We start from the raw sequence: 22,063 nt of genomic DNA, 5'->3' as shown, positions 1-22,063 counted from the left end.
GTAAAAAAGAAGTCGAATTAAATTTGTTTAGAAATTTCTACGATGAATTAAAAAGTTTAGATTTTTTTCTAGAAGGTATTGAGAGTGAGTTCTTTAAAGAATATTTCAGTATTTATGAGATATATCTTATTCAAGAAGTGATACAATGTATACTCAACAATACTTTGGAGAAAAATATTTTAAATTTAAAGCAAAATCCGTTTTCCAAAGATTTAAAAATTGATGTAGGCATGACCTTAGAAGAATTTATTGAAGGGCTTAGAGATAGTAAGTATTATAGAACTCTCTTGCCCTTTATAAATGAAAACATGGACAATGAATCATTGATATTTTTATCAAGTAATGCTTTGATGAAATTTTATTTTAGAAATCTTCTCAAATTAGCTAAGAAGTTTAAAGCAAAAGAGAGGGTCCTTATAGAAAATTTTGTGGGTGAGTTGATTAACTTATCTAACCTAGAAATGCTTTATAGACTCAAGAAATTCTTCAATTTAAACAATAATGAAATATTTAATTATTTGATTGAGGGTGGTAAGGGCTATAACGCTGATAGGCTTAAGATGATTTCTAACTTATCCATGGATGATTTCTTTGAATACCTTGATGGTACTAAGTATAAAAGTATTTTCGATAATGCGTGGGATTCACATATTAAAATCAGCAGGAGAAAGATGAAACTTTCAAGAGATGAAATAATCAAAGAGAGATCATCTATTCTATATGTAATATCTGCTATGAGCGTTATCCACACCAATATCGAAAATTTAGTTAGTATGCTTGAGGTTGATGAGAGCTTTACTCTTTCTGAAAGATATGAACTAGTGATTGTGAGGTAATTATGGCAGTAGAAAAAATGCACCTTGTCAATATTACTTCTAGATTAAATAATCTCGATGATTTTCTAGAAGATATTATTGAATTAGGCGATATTGAACCAGTTGATGCCTTTAATCAAGTAGCATCAAGAGCTTTCTCAATTAAGGCTAGTAAAGAAAATGTTGAATTGACTGAAGATATATCAACTATATCGAGCTTTGAAAGGCCAGATAAGTCTATTATTGATAAGTTGAACTTATTAAAAGATTTATTTAAAATAGACTCTTCAGCTAGTGAAAATCCAAAGCATATTTCCGAAAGTGATATTGACAGTTTATACAACGACTTGAAGGCATTAATTGATAGGAAAAATAAATTAATCGAAGAAAAAAATATTCTCGAAGAGTATAAGGATAACTTAGAAGTCCTTAATAGGTCTGGAATAGATATTAGAAAGATTAAAAATCTCAACTACTTTGATCATAGGTATGGTGAAGTAAGCAAGGATGGTAGATATATTTTAAAGAATAACTATGACAACTTGCCTTCATTGATTCTCCACCTGGATGGTAGCCTTGATGATATTTCTTTGGGATATCTTGATGAACTTATAGCACTTGATAAGGAAACAAGTAAATTGAGAACTGATACAGATAATATAGTTTCTAATGAGAAAACTAATACCTTTGATGTAATAGCTCAGCTTGATAAAAAATATTCATCCTTAACTAAGGAAAAATCTGATGAAGTTTACTCAAATATCCTTTCAGAGGGTGAATTAAGGAAAAAAGAGATAGAAGATGAGTATAAGCAAATGAAAGATAAGCTTGATAGAATTTATGAGAATTATAGCGAAGATATAGTTTCTGAGATTAGCTCATCTATTTTAGAAGAAGGGAACAAATAATTGGCAATTAAGAAGAAAAATAAAAATATTGACAGCAAAGAAAATTATTTGTTAGTTTATCCTAAACAGGTCAAAGAAGATATTAAAAGAGCTGTCAATACTATGGGTTTCATAGATAAAAAGACTCCAGAGTCCGATGATCTAGAAACTACAGATAGGAAATTAGAAGAAACTGACAAAGAAATAAAAGAACTAGAAGAGAAAATTGAAGCTATCAAGAATAATAATGAGGATTTGATTCAAGATATTCCTCATACAATCGAATACTATGAAAAAAGTAGTGAAATAAAAGATAAGATGGCAAAAGGGGACAAGTACTTCTACCTTAGTGGCTGGGTTCCTAAATCAAAAGTCGATGACTTCAAAAATCTTGAAGAAAAATACGACAAAACTAAGGTAAATATAAACAATAGGAGTTGTTCCTCGAAACCGCCGACCAAACTAAAAAACAATATTCTCTTTCGTCCTTTTGAGTTTTTGGTGAACATGTACGGTGCTCCAAACTATAACGAAATTGACCCAACACCATTTTTCGCTATAACATATTTATTGTTGTATGGAATGATGTTCGGTGATTTAGGACAAGGATTAGTATTTGTTTTATTAAGCTTCTATGTAGACAAGATAAACAAGACCTTTGGCGGCCTGGTAAGAAGAATAGGAATAAGTTCTTCTATATTTGGATTGATGTACGGTTCATTCTTTGGTATAGAGACTCTGATACCTACATTGTTGATCAAGCCTTTTGATAATATTATGACTGTATTAATAGCATCTGTAGCGTTCGGTGTAGTATTGATGGTCATATCTTATATCATAGGAATCTTCAACAAAGTCAAAAAACAAGATAATATAGAGGAAGGAATATTTGGAAAAGAAGGCCTAGCAGGTCTTATGATGATGATTTCTTTTATACTAATCATCCTTAATATAGTAGGAAAAAGCCCAATACCTATGCTTGTAGCTATAATAATTCTTGTGTTATCAATAGTTATGATAATATTTAAACAGCCACTAGCAAGAAGGATTGAGGGAGAATATCCGCTATATGACAGTTCAAAGGGTGACTATTATGTAGAAAGTTCATTCTCAATAGTAGAGGCCCTACTATCGGTATTCTCTAACTTAGTGTCTTTTACAAGAGTTGGAGCTTTCGCAATCAACCACGTAGGTTTGTATATGGCCTTTGAAGTCATGGCAAAACTTGCAGGTGGTGGAATAATTGGAATAATAATTTTGATATTAGGTAATATTCTGATAATAGGTCTTGAAGGAATGATTGTATTCATCCAAGGACTAAGACTAGAATTTTACGAAATGTTTAGTAAGTACTATGAAGGAAATGGTCGTAAGTTTAGACCAATTACAGAAAAATAAGGAGTTAATATGATTTTTAAAATTGCTTTATTAGCATTAGCAGTTGTCGTAATGACAATTTATTCAGGTTTATATCTATTAAAAACAAACGAAGATAGTTCAAAGGCAAAGATAAGAAAGGCATTAAAGCTTAACCTATCTACTTTCGTGCCAATTATGGTAATGATGATAGTTCTTCTTTTCCCATCAAGCTCAAAAGCAGCAGAAGCTGGTACAAGTGCAGCAGCAAGTGATGGTCTAAAATACATTGGTGCAGCACTTTCAACAGGTCTTGCAACAATTGGTACTGGTTATGCAGTAGGTACTGTAGGTTCAGCAGCACTTGGTGCTATTTCAGAAGATCAATCTATCCTTGGTAGAACAATCATCTTCGTAGGTCTTGCAGAAGGTATTGCTATCTTCGGTGTAATTATATCAATCCTAATCCTATACGCATAAAATGAAGGCAAAATTAATAAGTAACGATCCAAGCTTAAACCTTATGTTTAGGCTTGGGGGTATAGAAATAGAGCAGGTAGATAGAATCGAAGAAAGTCTTAGTAAATTTAAGACTTCTGTAAGTGATGATAATCTAGCTGTTCTTATCTTAAGTAGAACAATTTATAATAATATATCCAAGGATGTTGATTATTATAGAGAAAATAAAAGTGAGCCTTTAATCGTAGTTATTGATGGTTGATTGGAGGAAAAATGCTAGATCTAGAAGCAAAGATTTCATCCTTTAGAAAGATGGTATGGGATGAAGAAAAAGAAAAAAGTGAAAAAGAATTATATCAGTCAACAGAGGATAATTCAAAATTAGTTTCAGATAAAAAGGCGGAGCTAGAAAAGCACTTGGAAGAGAGTGTCAAGGATAGACAAATATTTGCTGAGACTAGAAAGAATGAGAATGTTTCTAAGAAAGAATTTGAATCTAAAAATGATATATTTCTTTATAGACAATCTCTATTGGAAGATTTGACAAAACGAATTAAAGAATATCTTAGAGATTTTACTAATACTAAAGACTATAAAGACAAGCTAACTTCAAGTATAAATAAAGCTCTAGAAGACCTTGGTTTAGCTAAGGAAGAAGTAATAATAAGTGTATTAGAAAAGGACAAGAAGCTTATAGACTTTCCTAATGTAGAAGTACTCGATGATGAGTATATTGGTGGTTTTATAATTTCAAATCTTGATAGAGATTTTAGATATAATTATACTTATTTGAATAGGCTTAAAGAGAAGAAATATGAAGTTGGTAAAAAACTAAATCAACTTCTTGAAAGTGAGAGTTTTAATGAATCCAAAAATTAAAACAATAAATGGTCCTGTTGTAGTTGCGACAGATGCGAAAATCTTGACTGTTCGTGAGATGGTTTCAGTTGGTAAGCTAAAGCTTATAGGTGAAGTAATATCACTTGAGGGTGATCTTGCGACAATTCAGGTTTATGAAGATACATCAGGACTTAAAGTAAATGAAGATATAATTCCAACTGGTAGACCTCTTTCAGTAAGACTGGGACCAGGTATGCTTGGAAACATGTTTGATGGTATCCAAAGACCCTTAAAAAATATAATGGATAAAAATGGATCTTTTATTCCTTCAGGAATAGGATTTGAAAATTTAGATACTGAGAAAAAATGGGATGTCAAACTTACTGTTAAGGTTGGAGATAAGATTAAAAGAGGCGACATCTACGCTACCATAAAAGAAACTGAAACAATCGAGCATAGACTTATGAATCAAGTTAGTGGTGAAGTTGTTGAAGTAGCAGAAGATGGTTTGTACACACTTGAAGATACTGTAGTAAAAATTAAGACAGAAAAAAATGTGGTTGAGGAAAAACTATACCAATATTGGCCAGTTAGAAATCAAAGACCAGTTATGGCTAATATGCCAATAGAGAAGCTATTTGAGACAGGTCAAAGGGTCCTTGATGTTTTCTTCCCTCTTGCTAAGGGAGGTACTGTTGCAATTCCTGGTGGATTTGGTACAGGAAAGACTATGCTTCAACACCAGCTTGCCCAATATTCTGACGTAGATATAATAATTTATATTGGATGTGGAGAGCGTGGAAACGAGATGACCCAGGTTCTTGAGGAGTTCCCTGATCTTATAGATCCAAATACAGGTAAGGGACTAATGGAAAGGACTATTTTAATTGCCAATACTTCAAACATGCCAGTAGCTGCTAGGGAAGCATCTATCTATACTGGTATTACTATGGCTGAATACTTTAGAGACATGGGTTATGATGTAGCTCTTATGGCAGACTCATCATCAAGATGGGCAGAGGCCTTACGTGAAATATCAGGAAGACTTGAAGAAATCCCAGCCGAGGAAGGCTATCCTGCATATCTTGGATCAAGACTTTCACAATTTTATGAAAGAGCGGGATATTTCAAAAACTTAAACGGAAGCGAAGGTTCTGTTACTCTTATTGGGGCCGTATCACCTTCTGGGGGAGACTTCTCAGAGCCTGTAACAGAAAATACTAGAAGATGTGTAAATGTATTCTTAGGACTTGATAGAAAGCTTGCTTATTCAAGACACTATCCTGCTATAAACTGGCTTTCTTCTTATTCTAATTATATTGAAAAAATCAGAGCCTACTATGAGGAAAGACTGGGTAAGGACATAATTGCTATAAGAAATGAATTGATGAATGTCCTCCTTGAAGAAGACGAAGTTAGATCTATCATGATGCTAGTGGGAGAAGATGCACTTTCTAATAGTCAAAAGAACATATTAGATGTTTCAGGTCTTATAAGAAATGGCTTCTTACAACAAAATGCTTACAATGATATTGATAAGTATGTCCCACTTGAAAAACAAGTCAAGATGCTCGACATTATTTATAATTATTACCAAAAGAGTAAGGCAGCTATTAGTGGTGGTCTTAGCCATAAGGCTATATATGATTCAAATCTAATTAATGAGATTACTCAAATGAAATATAATATAAAAAATGATGAGTTAGACAAGTTTATTGATCTTAATTCAAAGATAAACAATCATTTTGTAAGTGTGAAGGAAGGTTTATAGATGAGAAAAGAATATACTAAGATTAGAAAAATTGAATCATCTATGATTGAGATAGAAAAAGTTACAGATGTAGCCTACAAGGCAGTAGTTTCTGTTCACGCTTTGGGGATGGACTTTGTAGGTCAAGTTGTTAAAATTGATGATGACACTGTAACTATTGAAGTTTTTGGTAATACAGAAGAGTTTTCCTTAAATGATATAGTAGTAAGCTTTCATGAAAAGCCTTTAGAGATTCCTCTCGATGAATCAATACTTGGTAGGAGCTTTAACGGAATAGGAGAGCCAATTGATAATGGAGGAGATATCTACTCTGATGATAAATATTCAGTAGAGGGACTTCCCCTAAATCCTGTAGCACGTGAATACCCAAGAGACTTCATCCAAACAGGAATATCTTCTATTGATACTCTAACAACCCTTATCCGTGGACAAAAGCTACCGATATTTTCTGGATCTGGTCTTTCACACAACGAGATTGCAGCTCAAATTGTAAGACAAGCTAAGCTTAAGACAGATGAGAACTTCTGCTTTGTTTTTGCTGCTATGGGGATTAAGAAAGACGAAGCCATGTTCTTCGAGGATGCCTTCAACAAGGCAGGTGTTCGTGATAAGGTTGTAATGTATCAAAACCTTGCGGATTCTCCAATAATGGAAAGACTTGTTGCTCCAAAATGTGCCCTAACAGCAGCTGAATATCTAGCTTACAAGAAGGGCTATCACGTGCTTGTCATAGTCACTGATATGACATCTTATTCAGAAGCCCTACGTGAAGTTTCATCTATAAGGGGAGAGGTTCCTTCAAGGAAGGGCTACCCTGGATATCTTTACTCAGACCTTGCTTCTTTATACGAAAGGGCAGGAATGATTAGAGGAGTTAAGGGATCTGTAACACTTATTCCAATACTTACCATGCCTAATGATGATATAACCCACCCTGTTGCCGACCTTACAGGCTATATAACAGAGGGACAAATTGTAATTGACAGATCTCTTTCTAATAAGGGAATCTACCCTCCAATAAATGTACTTCCCTCCTTGTCAAGACTTATGAAGGACGGTATAGGTGAAGGTTACACAAGGGCTGACCATGAAGACTTAATGAACCAACTTTATGAATCATATTCTAAGGTTCAAGATGTTAGAAATATTTCTCAAATTGTTGGTGAAGATGATTTGTCTGATGTTGATAAGAAATATTTACGTTTCGGAGATGAATTTGAAAGAAGATTCTTAGCCCAAGATAAGGATGAGAATAGGGAACTCGATGAATCTCTAGATTTAGGTTGGGAAATTCTTAAAATCCTTCCAAGAAATGAGCTTCACAGAGTTTCTAAAGAGAATCTAGATAAGTTTATAGGTGAATAGTATGCAAACGAATAATGTTGCAGCTACAAAGGCCAATCTAATCAAGGCAAAAGAAGAACTAAATCTCTTAGAGGGCGGATACGACATACTCGATAAGAAGAGAAAGGCCTTGATCGGAGCTTATGATTCCAAGATAAAAGAACGTAATGATTTAAATGAAAAGGTAAATGAGACGATCAAAAAGGTCAGCCATGATTTCAAAAAAGTTTTGGTAAGCATTGGTGAGTCGGATCTTGATTCCATATCAAAGACTGTGCCAATAGATAATAGTATTAGCTTAAAAGTTGATAAATTCATGCAGACAGAAATATCTGAAATTCACTTTGAAGATGTAAAGCTTAACTTATCCTATTCATTTTATGAAACTAATGCTGGTTTTGATGAGGCTATACTTTCTTTTAATCAATTAAGATCCAAGATATTTAAGCTTGCTGAGCTTGATACTACAATTAATTCTTTGGATAGAGAAATTAAAAAGACGAGCAAGAAAGTAAATAGTTTGGATAAGGTTCAAATTCCAAAATACAAGGAAATGATTAAGACCATATCTCAAAGCATAGAGGAGAAAGAAAGAGAAGAATTCTCCAAGACCAAGATTGTCAAAGAAAATAAAATTAAAAAAGAAGAATCTAAAAAATAGCACCGGTATTAATCGGCGCTATTTTTCTATGCGAATTCTTTTTCAGATTCTTTCATATATTCATATATCTTAACCGCTATTGCCATCTCTATTCTTTTTCTAAAAAGTTTACAAGAATATTCATGGATATTATTTATATCACCTGTAGCATTGTAGGAATTAGCAGCACAACCGCCAGAGCAATACATATTTGCCCAACAAGACCTACATTCATTTTTGGAATAACAGTTACAAGTTTTAAATTGATTTACCAAGTCCTTATTTTGAATTCCATCATTTATATTTCCGATAATAAAATCAGGATTTCCTACGAATTGGTGGCAAGGATAGAGCTCGCCAGTTGGAGTTACAGCCATATATTCGGTACCTGATCCGCATCCAGAAATTCTCTTGTGGACACAAGGTCCATTTTCTAAATCAATCATGTAATGATAGAAGATGAAATCTTCATTCTTGTCGATTTTTTCAATTAGCATATCTGCAAGTTTTTCGTATTCATCATAGATTTTATCTAGGTGTTCTTCCTTTAGGGCATAAGTCTCATCAGACTTTCCTACAACTGGTTCAAGGGAAGTTCTAGTAAAGCCTAGGTCTAGATATGTCTTCAAGTCTTCTGTAAAATCAAGGTTATTTGCAGTGAAAGTTCCCCTCATGTAGTATTCCTTATTGCCACGTTTTTTTACAAAATTTTGGAATTTAGGGACTATGGCGTCATATGAACCTTTACCGTTTAGAGTCTTTCTAAATTGGTCGTGCTTTTCTTTCCTTCCATCGAGGGATAGGACGACATTTTTCATATTTTCATTCAAATAGTCTATGGCTTCATCGTCTAGGAGAAGACCGTTTGTAGTAAGAGTGAAATTAAAATGCTTATTAAATTTCTCTTCTTTACTTCTTGCATAATCAACAGTTTCTTTTACTAGGTCGAAGTTTAGGAGAGGTTCTCCTCCAAAGAAGTCAATGTCCAAGTTGTAGTGGCTACCGGAATTTGCCAAAAGAAAGTCAATAGCTTTTTTGGCCACATCTATTGTCATAATAGCATCTGGACCGGAATACTTTCCTCCCTTCGCAAAACAATATTCACATGATAGATTGCAGGTGTGAGCGACGTTTAGGCAGAGGGCCTTTATTGTTGTCGGTCTATTTGTTATATCAATTGAAAGATCCTCGTATATGTCGTCAGTAAAGAGAAGCCCTTCGTTTTCTAATTCCTTAACCTCAGTATAAGCCTCTTCGAATTGATCATTACTTATTTCATATTTTTCAATTATTTCTTTTTTAATATCTTCTTTGTCTTCTGTTTCGTATTTCTCGATGATATCATAGGTTATATCATCTACTGCGTGGACAGAACCACTGTATATATCTAAAACAATATTAAAGCCCTTGGACTTGTATTGGTGAATCATTATTACTCCTTATATTTACTATATTGTTTTACTAGGAATTGAGAATAATCTAACAAAATTCCTACAATAAAAAACTTATCTAAGAATTATCCTAGATAAGCTAAAAACAATTATTTATTTTTCTTGCTAACACATTCTTGATTAGCTACACCACAACTTGTCTTGCATGCTGATTGGCAAGATGTTTGACATTCGCCGCAACCACCATGTTTTTTGCTCTTGTGGAGATTTCTAGTATTTAAAGTTACAATTCTTTTCATATGTATATTCTCCTTTACTTACTTTATAATAACAGTTTTTTAATTATTTGTCAATTATGACGGAAATATATTCATCTTTGATGTTTAAATGGATATTATTGTCTAACATGTAGGTAATAGTAGCTAGAATTTCTGCATCGATTATCTCTCCAGGAGCTATTATTGGACTTCCTGGGGGATAAGCGTAAACAAATTCACCTGCAGTCTTTCCCAGAGAATCTTCTACCTTTACATATTTTTTCTTACAATTTATAGCTTCATATATTTCTAATTTCTTTTGAGGGATTTGTAATTCTAAACTGTAGGATTTGCTTTTCGAACCTAACAATCCATCAATCCTTCTTAGGGATTTCTTTATTCTATTAAATCCGTCCTCGGTATCAAATATTGTAGAAATTAAAAGAACGTAGTCTGGATAGGACATTTCTATTTCGATTTTATCTTCTCTAAGAAGTTTTTCTAAATCACTTCCACTTATATTTGCATTCTTAGTAGATATAAGAAGTTTAGTCTTGTCTTTTTTTGAATCTTCTATTAGCTTTATATTATCTAATTTCAACTTGTATAGATCGTCTAAATTATTTTCTAATTTTTTATAAAGCTCATCAAAACTTTCAAACTTTTCTATCATTTCATCAATGGATTGTAAAATAACATATGATGGAGAAGATGTCTGAAATATTGCCATATTTCTTTTGATCTCATTAAAATACTCCATATCATTTATTAGGACGGCAGCAGAAGGAGTTAGGGCAGATAAGTTTTTATGAAAAGATGTAATTGCAACATCAAAAGAATTATCATAGAGATTCGTCAGAGGAAGGTGACTTCCGTGAGCCATATCAAGGATAAGCTTAGTATTATTTTCTCTGCAGAGTTTGTATATTCTCTTAAGATTAAGGAGGTAGCCTTCATAGGAAGGAGAAGTCAATACCAGGGCCTGATAATTTTTATCCTTTAATTTCTTTTCTAAATCTTCATAGTCAATACCTCTTATGGCCAATTGTTCATCAGTTACTATATTTATATATGAAACATTAAGTAAATCTAATTCACAAGCATTGTATACTGACTTGTGGGAAGATCTTTGTATTAATATATTCTTATTATCCCTACACAAGGCCCTAATTGTTGAAAGAATTCCAGAAGTTGATCCGTTTGTAGAAATTATGGCTTTATTTACCCTATAAATTTGGGCTAATCTTTCTTCCATTTGAATAAAAATATCTTCTGGATCATTTAAATTATCGAAGCCATAGATTTCAGTTAAATCTCTCCTATAAGGAAGATCTGATCTTAGTATTTTGCTTCTCTTAGAGCCTGGCATATGAAAAGGATAGTATCCTTCATTTAAATATAAATCTAATTTTTCATTTAACATAATTACCTCTTCCATACCTTACTATTTATTTATAAAAGGACCATTTTAATTTAGGTAAAAAGGCATATAATCTAATTAGGAGATAAATATGGAAAAAAGTTTTAAAAGAATTCTTAAGTCTATACTTATATTTTTGATGTTTATAGTTTTGTTCAGCTCTATAATACTGGTTATTAATTTTGTTAAAAATGATTCTGATGATAGGATATCTGGAAATGGGGATGAATTTCTATTTCTCTTAGCTGGAGTAGATAGTACGGGGGAAGATACAGGAACAAGAACCGATACTCTTATGCTGGTTAAGGCAAATTCTGCTGACAAGTCGGTTGATTTAATTTCAATACCTAGAGATAGCAAGGTCGAAATTAATGGATATATGGATAAAATCAATGCGGCTCACTCTTACGGGGGTATTGATTTGACAATGCAGACCATAAGGGATTTCTTGGGAATTAATCTAACTTACTATTGCGTTATTCCTTTTGAGGCGGTAGTTGAGGGAATAGATGCCATAGGAGGCATAGACATAGAAGTCGATGATTATGTAGCAAGCGCTATGGATATAAGCCCTGGTACCCATCATTTCACTGGAGAAGAAGCCTTAAAATATGTTAGGTTTAGGAAGGGTTACGAGAACGCAGATCTTGGTAGAATATCGACCCAACAAGACTTTATGATGCAATTCATAAACGAGATGACTAAGGCAAAGAACCTACCTAAGCTTCCTATAGCTTACATAGCTATGAAAGATAAGATTAAGACAAATATCAAATTCTCTAAGCTTTCACAACTTGCCCTAGCCTTTAGGTCTATTGATAAGTCAGATATAAATATGGTAAGGCTAGAAGGTTTCGTGACCTATGAGGATGATGTAAGCTACTTTGAAATTTATGACGAATCGATTGAAGAAATAAGGAGCGATTATCTATATAACTTTGCTTATTAGGGTATTATATAATATAGAGATTTTATGAGTGGAGGACTAAATGGATTTAAAATCAAAAATTAGAGTGATAGAAGACTACCCAACAGAAGGAATTTCCTTTAAAGATATTACAACCTTGCTAAGGGATAAAGATGCCTTTAGGGAAACTATAGATCAGCTAGAAGAAAAGCTAAAGGACTACGATTTTGACTATATAGCAGGAATTGAATCAAGAGGATTGATATTTGGAGCTCCTCTTGCTGATAGACTTACTAAGGGATTCATCCCAATAAGAAAGCCAGGTAAGCTTCCTGGGGAAATAGAAAAAGTTTCTTATGAATTAGAGTATGGATCAAATGAATTAGAAATGCACAAAGATGCCTTGGAAGAAGGAGAAAGAGTTGTCATCTTAGATGACTTGATAGCAACTGGTGGATCTGCAAAGGCTGCAGCTAAGCTTGTTGAAGCAGTAGGAGGCAAGATAGCTTGCTTCGAGTTTTTAATAGAACTTACTGACCTTAAGGGTAGAGATTACCTAAAGGACTACGATGTAATATCATTAATAAAATACAATCACTAGATTAAAGGAGTTCCCTGACAAGGGAATTCTTTTTTTGTAAATATATCTTGAAAAAAGAATCTGACCTAGTATAATTTTATTAAGGTCAGAGATGGTCAAAGAAGATGGAGGTAAATATGAAATACAGAGATTATTATGAAGTGTTGGGAGTTGACAAAAAAGCAAGTTCCAACGAAATAAAAAAAGCATACAGAAAACTAGCCAAGAAATATCACCCAGACCTTCATCCGAACGACAAGGAAGCAGAAAAGAAATTTACAGAAATAAATGAAGCTTATGAAGTCTTATCAGATGAGGACAAGCGTAAAAAGTATGATATGTTTGGTCAAAATGCTAATTTCCAAGGAGGTCAGAACTTCGACCCTAGAGATTTTGGTTTCGACTTTAATAATTTTGGAGGAAGCTCTTACACATATTCGTCAACTGGCGATAGTGGATTTTCAGATTTCTTCGATACACTTTTTGGAGGATTCCAACAAGGATCAAGATCTACTAACAAAGGTTTCGGTAGTGGAAGTAGGTTTTCTAATATAGGTCAGGGTTTTGGTAGAAAGAAGAAGCAAAGCCTAGACTATGATATGAAAATCAGCATAGATGAAGCTATCAAAGGGACTTCAAGAATAATAAAAGTCAAAAATCAAGGAAGACTTACAGACATCAATGTAACAATACCAAAGGGAATCAAGAATAAAAATAAGATAAGAATAGATGGTTCAAAATACGGTTTAAATGCTAATATCATGGTAAAGGTAATTATCCAAGATGAAGAGGGTTTGGTCCTTGACGGGATTGACTTTATCAAGGAAGTTAAACTAACACCGTGGGAAGCTTATTTTGGTGCTAAGAAAAAAATAGATACTAAATCAGGATCTTTTAAGGTTAATATTCCTGAAAAAGTAAGTTCAGGAAGAAAGATTAGATTAAAGAAGAGAGGATATGAGGATAGAAAGGGCAATATAGGAGATTTGATCTTAAATATAGTAATAGAAAACCCTGAAAAACTCAGTGAGAAACAAGAAGAATTATATAGAAAATTAGCAGAGGAGGATTAATATGGACATCAACAAATTCACACAAAAATCTCAAGAAGCCATTAATGACGCTCAAGCAATGGCTATAAAAAACTCAAATCCAGAAGTAAACGAAATGCATTTGGCTTATGCTTTGGTTAACAATTCAGACTCTATTGTTAGTCAAATAATTAAGTCAATGGATGTAGACTACGAAGGCTACAGGAATGAACTAATCAAAAAGGTTGACTCTATGCCAAGTCAGTCTGGTAACTCAAATACTTACCCAAGTCAAGTATTCCAAAGAATCCTTCTAAAGGCAGAAGATGTAGCTAAAGAAATGGGAGATAGTTTTGTATCAACTGAACATATCTTCCTAAGTCTCTTGAAGGAAAAAAACGAAGTAGATTCAATCAATAGGAAATTTGGCATAAGCGCAGTTAGCTTTAAAAACTCTATCCAAAATGTCAGGAAAGGTCAAAAAGTTACTAACGACAACCCAGAAGAAACTACTAACCCTTTAGAGAAGTACGGTAGAAACCTAACCCAAGAAGCCAGAGAAGGTAAAATAGATCCGGTTATTGGAAGGGATAGGGAGATTAGAAATGCTCTAAGGATTCTTTCTAGAAGAAAGAAAAATAACCCAGTACTAATTGGTCAACCTGGTGTAGGAAAGACTGCTATAGTAGAAGGACTTGCCCAAAGGATTGTCAATAACGACGTCCCAGAACCAATCCAAGGAAGGACTATATTCTCACTCGATATGGGTTCTCTTGTAGCAGGAGCAAAATATAGGGGACAATTTGAGGAAAGATTAAAGGCTGTAATCGATGAGGTTCAAAAGTCAGATGGACAAATAATAATGTTCATAGATGAAATTCACAACATAGTAGGAGCTGGTAAGTCGGAGGGGGCTATGGATGCTTCAAATATTATGAAGCCAATGCTAGCTCGTGGAGAGATTAAAGTCATAGGAGCTACTACCCTTAACGAGTATAGGCAATATATAGAAAAAGATGGTGCCTTGGAACGTCGTTTCCAAAAGGTCATGGTAGAAGAGCCATCTGTAGAAGATACAATAAGTATTCTTAGAGGTATCAAGGATAAGTATGAAATCTTCCATGGAATAAGAATCCAAGATAGTGCAGTAATTGCAGCTGCAGAATTATCTGATAGATATATCTCAGATAGGTTCTTACCAGATAAGGCAATAGACTTGATGGATGAAGCTTGTGCTACAGTTAGAACAGAAATTGACACCATGCCTAGCTATCTAGATGAGCAAAAGAGAAAACTTCTACAATTACAGATAGAAATTACTGCTCTTAAAAAAGAAGATGATGAATATTCTAAGAAGAGACTCAAGGAATTAGAAGAAGACTTAGCAAACCTATCAGAAAAATATGATGAAGAATTTCTAAAATGGAAAGATGAAAAATCTGCCATAGACGATGTTAAGAATATAAAGGAAGAGATAGATAGGGTAAAAGTCGAGATTGAAAATGCTGAAAGAAATTATGATTTCGAAAAGTTATCTGAACTAAAATATGGTAGGCTTGAAGAATTAAAGAAGAAATTGGAGGAGAGGAATTCTGGTGAAAATACTGATTCTTCAATCAAAGAGGAAGTAACCGACGAAGATGTAGCAGATGTAGTGAGCAACTGGACAAATATACCAGTTAATAAGCTTGTAGAAAGCGAAAGGAGCAAAATCCTCCACCTACCAGAAAAGCTACACCAAAGAGTAATCGGCCAAGATGAGGCAATAAGAGCAGTATCAGATGCTATTATAAGGGCAAGATCTGGACTTAAGAGCCAAAGTAAACCTATCGGTTCCTTTATCTTTCTAGGTCCAACTGGTGTAGGAAAGACTGAGCTTGCCAAGGCCTTAACTGAAGCAATGTTTGATGATGAGAGAAATATGATTAGAATTGATATGAGTGAATATATGGAAAAATATTCTGTGTCAAGACTAATTGGTGCAGCTCCTGGATATGTTGGCTACGAAGAAGGCGGCCAATTAACAGAAGCGGTTAGACGCAAACCTTACTCAGTAATCCTTTTTGACGAAATTGAAAAAGCCCATCCAGATGTATTCAACATATTACTACAAGTTTTAGATGACGGAAGACTAACTGATTCCCAAGGAAGAACTGTAGATTTTAAAAATACTATAATCATCATGACAAGCAATATAGGTTCAGAATACTTGATAGATGGCCTAAATGATGATGGAAGTATTGATGATGAAAATAAAGAAAAGGTAGATGTAATCTTAAGAAATTCCTTCAAGCCAGAATTTCTAAATAGAATTGACGATATAGTGATGTTTACTCCACTTACAAGTGAACAAGTCTACGAAATAATCGACCTTCAAATAGCTGACATCAGATCTAGGCTAGAAGATAAAGATATAAATCTAGAGATTTCAAATGCTGCTAAGGAATATATCTTGGCTAATGCATATAATATCGAGTACGGTGCAAGACCTGTTAAGAGATTCTTACAAACTCATGTAGAAACAGAACTAGGTAAGTTAATTATCGAAGGAAAAGTTACTGAAAAAGATACAGCATTATTAGATTTAGATGAAAATAATAAATTAATATTTAAAATAAAATAGGATAAACTTTATTTTAATCCCCGAGATTCTAACTCTTAACTAGGAATCTTGGGGATTTTTTAAATATTTTGATATGTATAAAGATAATTAAAGATAAAAGTCGATTGTCTAAATCATAGGCTTAACACTATATATAGTATTCATTTTTTACAAGCACCACTATATATGGTATAATCATCATAGATTTCGGAGGTTAATATGATTCAGGTAATTAAAAGAGATGGCAGCAAAGCCAAATTTGAAAAATATAAAATAGTAATAGCTATAGAAAAAGCAATGAAATCAGCAAGTGGAGTTTTTGTTGAAAATCAAGCTATGGATATAGCTAATGAAATAGAAAGTGAAGCTTTAGGCGAGGATGAAATTTCAATTTATAAGATAGAAGATATGGTCTATTATAAATTGATCGACAGGAAAAATCCAGCTACTGCCAAATCCTATGAGAGCTATAAGTCAGTTCAAGCCTATAAGAGAGAGCAAAATACCTCAGATGATGATATTTTAGGCTTATTAAATCAAACTAACATTGATGTTATGGATGAAAATTCTAATAAGAATCCTATTATTGCATCTACTCAAAGAGATTTGATTGCAGGAGAAGTCGCAAAAGATATTGCTAAAAGGAAATTAATACCAATAGATCTAGTAGAAGCTCATAACTCTGGTGCCATACATATTCACGATCTGGACTATCTTATTCAACCAATTTTTAATTGTTGCTTAGTTGATATGAAGGATATGCTTGATAATGGAACAGTTGTAAATGATAAGATGATTGAGACTCCAAAGTCTTTTCAAGTCGCCTGTAATGTTATGACACAAATTATTGCACAAATTGCGAGCAATCAGTACGGAGGTCAATCCATAAATATATCTTGTCTAAGTCCTTATCTAAAAAAATCTTACGATAAAAACCTAAAACTAAGTAGGTCTATCCTAGATGATGAAGAAAAAATAAGAGAAATGGCAGAAGCTTTAACTCAGAGGGATCTAGAAAGCGGTATTCAAACAATTCAATATCAGATAAATACCCTAATGACCAGCAATGGCCAATCTCCATTTGTTACCTTGTTTATGCATACTGACGAGAATGATCCATACCTTTCAAGTACTGTAAAAATAATAGAAGAAATTCTTAGACAAAGGATTAAGGGAATCAAAAATGAACAAGGAATATATGTTACTCCAGCCTTTCCTAAGCTAATCTATGTCCTAGATGAAAATAATGTTTACGAAGGTTCTAAATATTATAAGCTTACAGAACTTGCAGCAAAATGTACAGCCAAGAGAATGTATCCTGACTATATTTCAGCTAAGAAAATGAGAGAAAACTATGAAGGAAATGTATTCTCTCCTATGGGGTGTAGGGCCTTCCTTCCTCCATATAAGGACGAAAGTGGTGAGTATAAGTTTGATGGAAGATTTAATATGGGAGTTGCTACAATAAATCTCCCTCAAATAGGAATCCTTGCTGATGGAAATGAGGATAAATTCTTTGAAATACTAGATAAGAGGCTCGACCTGATAAAGCAAGTTGGATTACTAAGATATGAACACCTATCCAAGGTAACAAGTGACTCTTCTCCAATTCACTTTAGGCACGGAGCTATAGCAAGATTAGACAGACATCAATCTATAAAGCCACTATTAGAAAATGGTTATGCTACAGTTACAATTGGATATATTGGAATCTACGAAGCAAGTGTACTTACAACAGGAGAAAGTCATACTAGTAAGCGTGGCCACGACTTTGCTATGAAGATTATGGAAGTCCTAAATGAGAAGAAGGAAGAATGGACGAAGGAATATGGCATCGCCTTTGCAGTATATGGTACTCCAGCAGAAAGCTTAACTCATAGATTTGCCTCAATAGATAAAGAAAGATTTGGAAGTATAGAAAATATCACCGACAAGGGTTACTATACAAACTCCTTCCATGTAGATGTTAGAGAAGATATTTCTGTCTTTGATAAGTTTGATTTCGAGTCAGAATTTCAACAATTATCGACAGGCGGATGTATCTCATATGCAGAAATCCCTAATATGACCAATAATATTAAGGCCGTGATGACCATGGTAAAATATATTTATGATCATATCCAATATGCGGAATTCAACACAAAGTCAGACTATTGTGCTGAGTGTGGATATGATGGAGAAATCCTCCTAGATGATGATAATAATTGGTATTGCCCAAACTGTGGCAACAAGGATAGAAACACTCTTACTGTAGTTAGGAGAACCTGTGGCTACCTAGGTGAAAACTTCTGGAACGAAGGTAGAACAAAAGAAATAAAAGCAAGGGTGCTTCATATATGAGATATGGGCAAATCAGAAAATATGATGTAGCTAATGGTCCTGGAATTAGGACCTCTTTTTTCCTATCAGGTTGCGATAGAAATTGCAAGAATTGCTTCAATAGAGATTATATGGATTTTAACTTTGGAAAAGAGTGGGATGATAAGTCGCTGATGGAAGTTATTTCTTATCTTAAGCTTGATGAAGTTGAGGGCCTTACAATTCTAGGAGGGGAACCTTTCGAAAGCCCAGAGGGACTTTTACAGTCCTTAATAAATATAAGAAAACACACAGACAAGTCTATTTGGATCTATAGCGGCTTTAAATTTGAAGTTCTAGAGAAAATGAAACTATCTAGACAAATATTGGAACAAATTGACGTTCTAGTCGATGGTGAGTTTATAGAAGAATATAAAGATTTGACCTTGGATTTTAGAGGATCTAGCAATCAAAGAATAATAGACGTAAAATCCTCCCTAAAATATAAGGATATTATCCTTCTGGATGGGTATAAATAAAATAAAGAGGAGGAATTATGAATAAAAACAAAAAAATGAAAGGATTTTCAGCAATAATTGCTATAATTGCAGTAGCTGTAATCTTATTAATAGCGATTGTTCCAACATATAACAATCTAGCTACATCAAGGGAAAATGTAAATAAAGCCTATGCCCAAGTTCAAAATGTTGTACAAAGAAGGGCAGACCTTATACCTAACCTTGTAAATACTGTAAAAGGCTATACAGATCACGAGGAAGATACTTTAACCAAGGTCACCAATGCAAGAGCTGGAATACAAAATGCTAATAGCCCAGAAGAGCTTGCAGAAGCTAACGAAGAGTTAACAAGAGCTGTGGGAGATATCAACGTAGTAGTTGAAGCTTATCCTGAGCTTAAGGCAGATACTCAATTTGTTGCTTTGATGGATGAGCTTGCTGGTAGTGAAAATAGGATTTCAGTTGAAAGAAAAAATTATAACGAAGCTTGTCAAGAATTTAATACTAAGCTTGTAAGATTTCCAACTAACATAATAGGAAAGATTACAGGGTTTAAACAAGCAGAATATTTCCAAGCAAGTGAAAGTGCCCAAGAAGCGCCTACTGTAGATTTCAATAAATAGGAGATGTTATGGAAAAGGTCAAAAGAATAAAATTAAATATAATTATGCTGATTATCTTCTGCCTTTTTCCAACTCTTGCTCAAGCAGATGATATATCAAGCAAGATAAATGATTACTATTACGATGAACTTTCGATTTTAGATGAAAGTACTAAAGAGAATATTAGAAAGACTAATAGAGAACTAGAAAGTAAGACGGGTTCTCAGATAGTCTTTCTAAGCCTTAATAATCCAGACGGACTAGAGGGTATGGATTATGGAAGCGATTTATTTAATGAATTAAAAATCGGAGACAAGGTAAAAGATAATGGAGTCTTGATTTTATTTCTAGAGGATAAAAATACAGACCAAAGAGAAATTGCGATTATACCAGGATATGGTCTAGAAGGAATACTTAATGACGCCAAAGTTGGTAGAATAATTGACAACTTTATGTTAGATTATTTCAAAAATGGCCAATACTCAAAGGGTGTTAATGAAGGATTCAATGCCGTTGTTAGCCAAGTTTTAAGCGAATACGACATCACTCTGGATGGTAATTACGAAGCTTATCAAGAAAATCTAGAAGCTGGTGATGGAATTAGTATGTTCGAGATATTATTTATATTAGTAGTATTTATATTAATTTCAAACATGTTTACTAGAATTAGTCGCGGACCTTCTTCATATTACAGAGGAAGAAGAGGAAGAAGAAACTTTCCAGGTTGGTATGGTAGAAGTTTCTGGAATGATAACGATGATGATCCCTTCTCAGGTTGGTCTTCTGGTGGAGGATTTTCCGGAGGTGGCTTTTCTGGCGGAGGTGGAAGCACCGGTGGCGGAGGCGCTAGTAGAAAATTCTAATTTAAAAGGAGTTTGTCTCAAGTTAATGAGAATACAAACTCCTTTTTCTTTATTTCATTTTTGGTATTAGTCTTTCATATATTAATAAAAGTAATATATAATTTATTATAGCATCTGGCATAACTTTAATAGCTCTGCCTGCAAGAAGAACCTTGTAAGGAGTTCCATAAAGTTGTGTCAACCATAAAGGTGTCAACAAACCATGGTTAATCCCATATACAAAAATTATAACAAGAAGAATTAAAACTTTATTAGATATGTTTTTTTTCTTTCCATAAATAAATATAAGCCCAGGCACCATTCCTGTTAGAATAGCTCCTAGGGTAAAGCCAGGATGATAGGCTCCTCCTAGATTAATCATGATTCCTATAAGATCAGCTGCTAGTCCCGATAGGGCTCCAAGCAAGGGACCAAATAGTATCCCAGAAAGTATAAGAGGTAGGGTACCAAAAGATATTTTTATATCCTGTGTTAGCTGGATACCGAATATCCTCGATAAAATTATGCTTAGTGCTGTTAACATCGCTGCCTTAACTAAATTATTAATTAGTATTTTATTTTTCATAAATCCCCTTTCTATCAGAGGTCAGCGGTTGCGATAAAGAATCATGCATTCGCTTCGTTTAAGAACGACAACCCATTTCTTAACACTTAATGCTCTTTATCTACTCTGATACTAGTATTATAAACTAAATAGCTAAAAAATAGAAGGGAAGTTGACCTCTTTATTTACTTTTTACAAGAAATCCCTGTTTTTCTAATGTTTCAAACATCTTACCACGATTTTTTATAAGAGATCCTTGCTTTTTAGGGATTTGTAGGGAGAAGGAATCACTTCTTCTATTAGCATCTCTTAGATCATAATAAGTAGTCATTTCCTTGTCATAATCTTTTATCTTCTCGTTATAATTATCAAAAACCTTATAAGAATTTTCGAAAGCCTTAAGCGCTATCGGCATTCTTGGCTTAAGCTGTGGACTTTGGTTAGGGTAGCCAAAGCCTAGTCCTACAGCAGGATAGGTAAGTTTAGGGAGATTTAGTAAGTCTATTATCCTTTGAGTATCATTGTGTATATTTCCAAAATAATTCGTACCAAGTCCCAAGGATTCGCAAGCGACAACGACATTTTGGGCTCCAATAACCGCATCTGTGAAGGCTTGAATAAACTTATCAAAACTAATCATTTCGTCGTTTTCTATGCCTTTTTCCTTGACTATAGAGTAATTCCTATATAGATCGGCTACGAAAATCCATAACTCTGGTGCTCTTCTCATATATTCTTGATTACCATTATCGGCTAGTTGATCTTTAATATTTTGATCAGTAATTCTAACTATTGAGAACATCTGCATACCGTTAGATGAGGCTGAATGATTAGCAACATCTAATAATTTTTTTATAGTTTTATCGTCTATTTTTTGATCTGTGAATTCCCTTATAGTCCTATGATTTAAGGCTAAATCAATTACATCTTTCATAATA

The 22,063-nt window shown here is 33.7% G+C and carries 22 protein-coding genes; 17 read left to right on the top strand and 5 right to left on the bottom strand.

Features of this window, described 5'->3' with window-relative positions; genetic code table 11:
* From RCH56_RS01550 to RCH56_RS01510, 9 genes are all read left to right on the top strand, one after another.
* Positions 1-836, top strand: an 836-nt coding sequence (locus RCH56_RS01550) for a V-type ATPase subunit (RefSeq protein ID WP_306483242.1), incomplete at its 5' end; no start/stop codon positions are given.
* Between the two features lie 2 nt (positions 837-838).
* Positions 839-1,723: a hypothetical protein gene (locus RCH56_RS01545; protein ID WP_306483241.1), complete on the top strand. Its 885-nt coding sequence runs from the start codon at positions 839-841 to the stop codon at positions 1,721-1,723.
* Positions 1,724-3,100 carry a V-type ATP synthase subunit I gene (locus RCH56_RS01540; protein WP_306483240.1) on the top strand — a complete coding sequence of 459 codons (1,377 nt, stop codon included), beginning with the start codon at positions 1,724-1,726 and terminating at the stop codon, positions 3,098-3,100.
* A 9-nt stretch (positions 3,101-3,109) separates the two neighbouring features.
* Positions 3,110-3,538, top strand: coding sequence for an ATP synthase subunit C (locus RCH56_RS01535; RefSeq protein WP_015777945.1), 429 nt, complete (start codon positions 3,110-3,112; stop codon positions 3,536-3,538).
* A 1-nt stretch (position 3,539) separates the two neighbouring features.
* Complete coding sequence (locus RCH56_RS01530; protein WP_015777944.1) at positions 3,540-3,779, top strand: V-type ATP synthase subunit F; 240 nt, start codon at positions 3,540-3,542, stop codon at positions 3,777-3,779.
* Positions 3,780-3,790: 11 nt separating this feature from the next.
* Entirely contained in the window at positions 3,791-4,396 is a 606-nt protein-coding gene (locus RCH56_RS01525) for a V-type ATP synthase subunit E (protein ID WP_306483239.1), read from the top strand.
* The gene (locus RCH56_RS01520; RefSeq protein WP_306483238.1) at positions 4,380-6,128 is read left to right on the top strand and encodes a V-type ATP synthase subunit A; all 1,749 of its coding nucleotides are present in this window, start codon (positions 4,380-4,382) and stop codon (positions 6,126-6,128) included. The genes RCH56_RS01525 and RCH56_RS01520 overlap by 17 nt, the downstream gene beginning before the upstream one ends.
* The gene (locus RCH56_RS01515; RefSeq protein WP_306483237.1) at positions 6,129-7,493 is read left to right on the top strand and encodes a V-type ATP synthase subunit B; all 1,365 of its coding nucleotides are present in this window, start codon (positions 6,129-6,131) and stop codon (positions 7,491-7,493) included. It abuts the gene before it with no gap.
* A 1-nt stretch (position 7,494) separates the two neighbouring features.
* On the top strand, positions 7,495-8,133 hold the full coding sequence (locus RCH56_RS01510; RefSeq protein ID WP_015777940.1) for a V-type ATP synthase subunit D: 639 nt from the start codon (positions 7,495-7,497) through the stop codon (positions 8,131-8,133).
* A gap of 26 nt (positions 8,134-8,159) precedes the next feature.
* Here the strand turns inward: RCH56_RS01510 and scfB are convergent, their stop codons facing one another.
* The 3 genes from scfB to RCH56_RS01495 all read right to left on the bottom strand — a co-directional run bounded on the left by scfB (position 8,160) and on the right by RCH56_RS01495 (position 11,183).
* Positions 8,160-9,542, bottom strand: a complete 1,383-nt coding sequence (scfB, locus tag RCH56_RS01505; protein WP_306483236.1) for a thioether cross-link-forming SCIFF peptide maturase — start codon at positions 9,540-9,542, stop codon at positions 8,160-8,162.
* A 110-nt stretch (positions 9,543-9,652) separates the two neighbouring features.
* Positions 9,653-9,802 carry a six-cysteine ranthipeptide SCIFF gene (gene scfA, locus RCH56_RS01500; RefSeq protein ID WP_004835906.1) on the bottom strand — a complete coding sequence of 50 codons (150 nt, stop codon included), beginning with the start codon at positions 9,800-9,802 and terminating at the stop codon, positions 9,653-9,655.
* A 43-nt stretch (positions 9,803-9,845) separates the two neighbouring features.
* Entirely contained in the window at positions 9,846-11,183 is a 1,338-nt protein-coding gene (locus RCH56_RS01495) for an aminotransferase class I/II-fold pyridoxal phosphate-dependent enzyme (protein ID WP_306483235.1), read from the bottom strand.
* An 88-nt stretch (positions 11,184-11,271) separates the two neighbouring features.
* Between RCH56_RS01495 and RCH56_RS01490 the strand changes: the two genes are divergently transcribed.
* The 8 genes from RCH56_RS01490 to RCH56_RS01455 all read left to right on the top strand — a co-directional run bounded on the left by RCH56_RS01490 (position 11,272) and on the right by RCH56_RS01455 (position 20,581).
* Positions 11,272-12,129 (top strand): LCP family protein, encoded by an 858-nt coding sequence (locus RCH56_RS01490; protein WP_306483234.1) that lies wholly within the window; start codon positions 11,272-11,274, stop codon positions 12,127-12,129.
* A 40-nt stretch (positions 12,130-12,169) separates the two neighbouring features.
* Entirely contained in the window at positions 12,170-12,688 is a 519-nt protein-coding gene (locus RCH56_RS01485) for an adenine phosphoribosyltransferase (protein WP_306483233.1), read from the top strand.
* A 116-nt stretch (positions 12,689-12,804) separates the two neighbouring features.
* Positions 12,805-13,740 carry a J domain-containing protein gene (locus RCH56_RS01480; RefSeq protein ID WP_306483232.1) on the top strand — a complete coding sequence of 312 codons (936 nt, stop codon included), beginning with the start codon at positions 12,805-12,807 and terminating at the stop codon, positions 13,738-13,740.
* 1 nt (position 13,741) lies between these two features.
* Positions 13,742-16,321 carry an ATP-dependent chaperone ClpB gene (gene clpB, locus RCH56_RS01475; protein WP_306483231.1) on the top strand — a complete coding sequence of 860 codons (2,580 nt, stop codon included), beginning with the start codon at positions 13,742-13,744 and terminating at the stop codon, positions 16,319-16,321.
* 198 nt (positions 16,322-16,519) lie between these two features.
* The gene (gene nrdD, locus RCH56_RS01470; protein WP_306483230.1) at positions 16,520-18,640 is read left to right on the top strand and encodes an anaerobic ribonucleoside-triphosphate reductase; all 2,121 of its coding nucleotides are present in this window, start codon (positions 16,520-16,522) and stop codon (positions 18,638-18,640) included.
* A complete protein-coding gene (gene nrdG, locus RCH56_RS01465; RefSeq protein ID WP_306483229.1) occupies positions 18,637-19,137 on the top strand; it encodes an anaerobic ribonucleoside-triphosphate reductase activating protein in 501 nt (166 codons plus the stop codon). The genes nrdD and nrdG overlap by 4 nt, the downstream gene beginning before the upstream one ends.
* A gap of 17 nt (positions 19,138-19,154) precedes the next feature.
* Positions 19,155-19,739: a LemA family protein gene (locus RCH56_RS01460; protein WP_306483228.1), complete on the top strand. Its 585-nt coding sequence runs from the start codon at positions 19,155-19,157 to the stop codon at positions 19,737-19,739.
* An 8-nt stretch (positions 19,740-19,747) separates the two neighbouring features.
* Complete coding sequence (locus RCH56_RS01455; RefSeq protein WP_306483227.1) at positions 19,748-20,581, top strand: YgcG family protein; 834 nt, start codon at positions 19,748-19,750, stop codon at positions 20,579-20,581.
* A gap of 49 nt (positions 20,582-20,630) precedes the next feature.
* Here RCH56_RS01455 and RCH56_RS01450 read toward each other — a convergent pair whose 3' ends face one another.
* Together RCH56_RS01450 and RCH56_RS01445 are read right to left on the bottom strand one after the other, a co-directional pair.
* A complete protein-coding gene (locus RCH56_RS01450) occupies positions 20,631-21,146 on the bottom strand; it encodes a folate family ECF transporter S component (RefSeq protein WP_306483226.1) in 516 nt (171 codons plus the stop codon).
* Between the two features lie 160 nt (positions 21,147-21,306).
* Positions 21,307-22,059 (bottom strand): NADPH-dependent oxidoreductase, encoded by a 753-nt coding sequence (locus tag RCH56_RS01445; protein WP_306483225.1) that lies wholly within the window; start codon positions 22,057-22,059, stop codon positions 21,307-21,309.
* Between the last annotated feature and the right edge of the window lie 4 nt (positions 22,060-22,063).

The sequence above is a fragment of the Anaerococcus sp. genome (assembly GCF_030825785.1).
GTDB lineage: Bacteria > Bacillota > Clostridia > Tissierellales > Peptoniphilaceae > Anaerococcus.
This window is presented reverse-complemented; position numbering and strand designations above follow the sequence as displayed.

Excerpts from the sequence above, each read along its gene's own strand:
- RCH56_RS01545 (WP_306483241.1), top strand. The coding sequence starts at position 839 with ATGGCAGTAGAAAAAATGCACCTTGTCAATATTACTTCTAGATTAAAT.
- RCH56_RS01535 (WP_015777945.1), top strand. The coding sequence starts at position 3,110 with ATGATTTTTAAAATTGCTTTATTAGCATTAGCAGTTGTCGTAATGACA.
- RCH56_RS01530 (WP_015777944.1), top strand. The coding sequence starts at position 3,540 with ATGAAGGCAAAATTAATAAGTAACGATCCAAGCTTAAACCTTATGTTT.
- RCH56_RS01525 (WP_306483239.1), top strand. The coding sequence starts at position 3,791 with ATGCTAGATCTAGAAGCAAAGATTTCATCCTTTAGAAAGATGGTATGG.
- RCH56_RS01520 (WP_306483238.1), top strand. The coding sequence starts at position 4,380 with ATGAATCCAAAAATTAAAACAATAAATGGTCCTGTTGTAGTTGCGACA.
- RCH56_RS01515 (WP_306483237.1), top strand. The coding sequence starts at position 6,129 with ATGAGAAAAGAATATACTAAGATTAGAAAAATTGAATCATCTATGATT.
- RCH56_RS01510 (WP_015777940.1), top strand. The coding sequence starts at position 7,495 with ATGCAAACGAATAATGTTGCAGCTACAAAGGCCAATCTAATCAAGGCA.
- scfB (WP_306483236.1), bottom strand. The coding sequence starts at position 9,542 with ATGATTCACCAATACAAGTCCAAGGGCTTTAATATTGTTTTAGATATA.
- scfA (WP_004835906.1), bottom strand. The coding sequence starts at position 9,802 with ATGAAAAGAATTGTAACTTTAAATACTAGAAATCTCCACAAGAGCAAA.
- RCH56_RS01495 (WP_306483235.1), bottom strand. The coding sequence starts at position 11,183 with ATGTTAAATGAAAAATTAGATTTATATTTAAATGAAGGATACTATCCT.
- RCH56_RS01490 (WP_306483234.1), top strand. The coding sequence starts at position 11,272 with ATGGAAAAAAGTTTTAAAAGAATTCTTAAGTCTATACTTATATTTTTG.
- RCH56_RS01485 (WP_306483233.1), top strand. The coding sequence starts at position 12,170 with ATGGATTTAAAATCAAAAATTAGAGTGATAGAAGACTACCCAACAGAA.
- RCH56_RS01480 (WP_306483232.1), top strand. The coding sequence starts at position 12,805 with ATGAAATACAGAGATTATTATGAAGTGTTGGGAGTTGACAAAAAAGCA.
- clpB (WP_306483231.1), top strand. The coding sequence starts at position 13,742 with ATGGACATCAACAAATTCACACAAAAATCTCAAGAAGCCATTAATGAC.
- nrdD (WP_306483230.1), top strand. The coding sequence starts at position 16,520 with ATGATTCAGGTAATTAAAAGAGATGGCAGCAAAGCCAAATTTGAAAAA.
- nrdG (WP_306483229.1), top strand. The coding sequence starts at position 18,637 with ATGAGATATGGGCAAATCAGAAAATATGATGTAGCTAATGGTCCTGGA.
- RCH56_RS01460 (WP_306483228.1), top strand. The coding sequence starts at position 19,155 with ATGAATAAAAACAAAAAAATGAAAGGATTTTCAGCAATAATTGCTATA.
- RCH56_RS01455 (WP_306483227.1), top strand. The coding sequence starts at position 19,748 with ATGGAAAAGGTCAAAAGAATAAAATTAAATATAATTATGCTGATTATC.
- RCH56_RS01450 (WP_306483226.1), bottom strand. The coding sequence starts at position 21,146 with ATGAAAAATAAAATACTAATTAATAATTTAGTTAAGGCAGCGATGTTA.
- RCH56_RS01445 (WP_306483225.1), bottom strand. The coding sequence starts at position 22,059 with ATGAAAGATGTAATTGATTTAGCCTTAAATCATAGGACTATAAGGGAA.